General features: G+C 45.6%; 2 protein-coding genes. Both read left to right on the forward strand.

The features are described 5' to 3' along the window. The first annotated feature begins 462 nt into the window (after window positions 1–462). Window positions 463–606 (forward strand): hypothetical protein, encoded by a 144-nt coding sequence (locus tag JCM10512_RS22865; RefSeq protein WP_158332255.1) that lies wholly within the window; start codon window positions 463–465, stop codon window positions 604–606. A 45-nt stretch (window positions 607–651) separates the two neighbouring features. After that, window positions 652–2,316 carry a group II intron reverse transcriptase/maturase gene (gene ltrA / locus JCM10512_RS20930; protein ID WP_044165882.1) on the forward strand — a complete coding sequence of 555 codons (1,665 nt, stop codon included), beginning with the start codon at window positions 652–654 and terminating at the stop codon, window positions 2,314–2,316. Window positions 2,317–2,432 lie beyond the last annotated feature (116 nt).

Raw genomic sequence — 2,432 nt, forward strand, 5'->3', positions numbered from 1 at the left:
GTGTGACGTGAAAGTTGTGTAAGTGATTGTGTGACTTCTGCTTAGAGAAGCAGAATGATTATACCTCCAGTTCCGTCTGGAGTAGCCTATGGGCACGTGCAATAGTGAGTAATCCATTTGTGCGACAGCTGTCCAGACAAGGTAACCTTTCCTTTAAGGAGAAGACCGAACCGCAAGGGGACGTCAACGGCCGGTAACATCAATCGGCGCGAGGGGCTTGGCTTAATGGTATGGTCAACGAAAGTGAACTGTCTGATAAACATCGTAAAGTATAACGAGCCAAATGATGTTGGGCTCGAACCAAAAGGTAAGCAGTCGGATAACCTCCTGAATTTTGGGGTTACACGGACAAAGCACTGCCGGTGGAATAGACAGGACCTAACCCATTTATTTGTCACTTGCACAGAACACGGTAAGCCCGTATCTCTCCCACTTCTCTCAAGAGGGTAAGCAAGCCGCAAGGTGAGCCTACATGGGGTGCGGGTACAGGAAAGCGGAAAAAGCGAATGCCGCTCTGTAATGGAGGGGATACGGATTGAACCGGAGTCACGTGTTGATACCGATAACATTATCCGGCGCGAAAGCGGGCAGACTTCCGTATGGTAACTCTTTACAAGATAGTTAGTAGAACTTTTAAAAGAAGGAAAGCAAATGAACGCAATTAAATTGGCGTGTGCGCCCGAAAATGACATCCATACACTCTGGTCGGAAATCGACTGGAACAAGTGTGCATTGTTTGTTCAAAAGCTACAAGCACGTATTGTAAAGGCTCAAAGGGAAGGCAGAACGGGCAAGGTGAAAGCCCTGCAATGGATGCTGACCCACTCGTTTTATGCCAAAGCTCTGGCAGTAAAGCGAGTTACTACCAATAAAGGTAAAGACACTGCGGGTGTTGACAAGGCAATCTGGTCATCTCCGCTGGCGAAAGCCAAAGCCATAATCTCGCTCAAACGCCGTGATTACAAGCCACAGCCGCTGAGACGGGTAAACATCAAGAAGAAGAACGGGAAATTACGTCCATTGGGCATACCGACAATGAAAGACAGGGCAATGCAGGCTTTATATCTCATGGCACTCGACCCGATTGCCGAGACTACGGGTGATACTCACTCTTACGGTTTTCGCAAACACCGTTGTACCCATGATGCTATCGAGCAATGCTTTATTCTGCTTTCAAGGTCATGTGCACCCGAATGGATTCTCGAAGCAGATATTAAAGGATGCTTTGACAACATCAGTCATGAATGGCTTATCAAAAATATCCCTATGGATAAGGCGATACTCCGTAAATGGCTCAAATGTGGCTACGTCTTCAACGGTGAACTCTTCCCCACGGAAGAGGGAACTCCACAAGGCGGCATAATTTCTCCGACCCTTGCAAACATGGTACTTGACGGATTACAATCCTTATTGGAAAAGTGTGTTAAGAAGTATCAGGTGAACTATAAAAAGATTGTTCCCAAAATACATCTGGTACGCTATGCGGACGACTTCATTGTGACAGCAAAGGACAAGGAAACAATTGAAAAGATTATTCTCCCCCTTGTACGCAACTTTTTGGCGGAACGAGGCTTGACGCTATCGGAAGAAAAGACCAAAATAACGCATATTAGCGACGGTTTCGACTTTCTCGGCTTCAACATTCGTAAGTTTCCCAATAATACGTTGCTCACACAGCCATCCAATGAAGCGAAGAAACGATTCTGCGACAAAATCCGAAAGGTGATTGAATCCAACAAGTGCGTAAAACAAAGGTCACTCATTAAAATGCTAAACCCGATAATCACGGGCTGGGGTAACTACTACAAGTACGGAACTTCCGCAAAGGCATTTCACAGGGTTGACTGGGAAATCTTCAAGAAAATATGGCAATGGGCAAGACGAAGACATGCGCGAAAAAGCAAAGGATGGGTAAAGGAAAAATATTTCCAAACTGTTAACGGACGTAAATGGCGGTTTATAGCCGACATGGAGAAAGGTGCTAAAATCAGGACTATCGAACTGAAATACCTACCTAATTTCCACCATGAGAAGTTTGCTAAGGTGCGGCATTATACAAATCCCTATGACCCTGCCGACAAACCGTATTATGAATGGCGGGAAACCTACCGAATGAAGCAAACGCTTAAAGGTAAGGATTCGCTGGTAGCAATATGGAAGCGGCAAGGTAAAATCTGTCCTGTCTGCTGTGAACGTATTGATAGAGAAAGACCTTGGAGCATTACCGAGAATATTGTCGGGAGTAAAAAGGTTCGAACACTCGTTCACACGTCCTGCAAAGTCAAGGTGACTAAATCTAAAATTGGTAGGAAATGAGGCGTACTTATTCTAATAGCCAGAATAAGGGCGTGTTGCTTGAGCCGTATGATTGGAAACTTTCAAGTACGGTTCTTAGAGGGGAAGGCTCCCGTAAGGGAGCTGACCTACTCGAC

The organism is Bacteroides reticulotermitis JCM 10512, assembly GCF_000517545.1.
Lineage (GTDB): Bacteria > Bacteroidota > Bacteroidia > Bacteroidales > Bacteroidaceae > Bacteroides > Bacteroides reticulotermitis.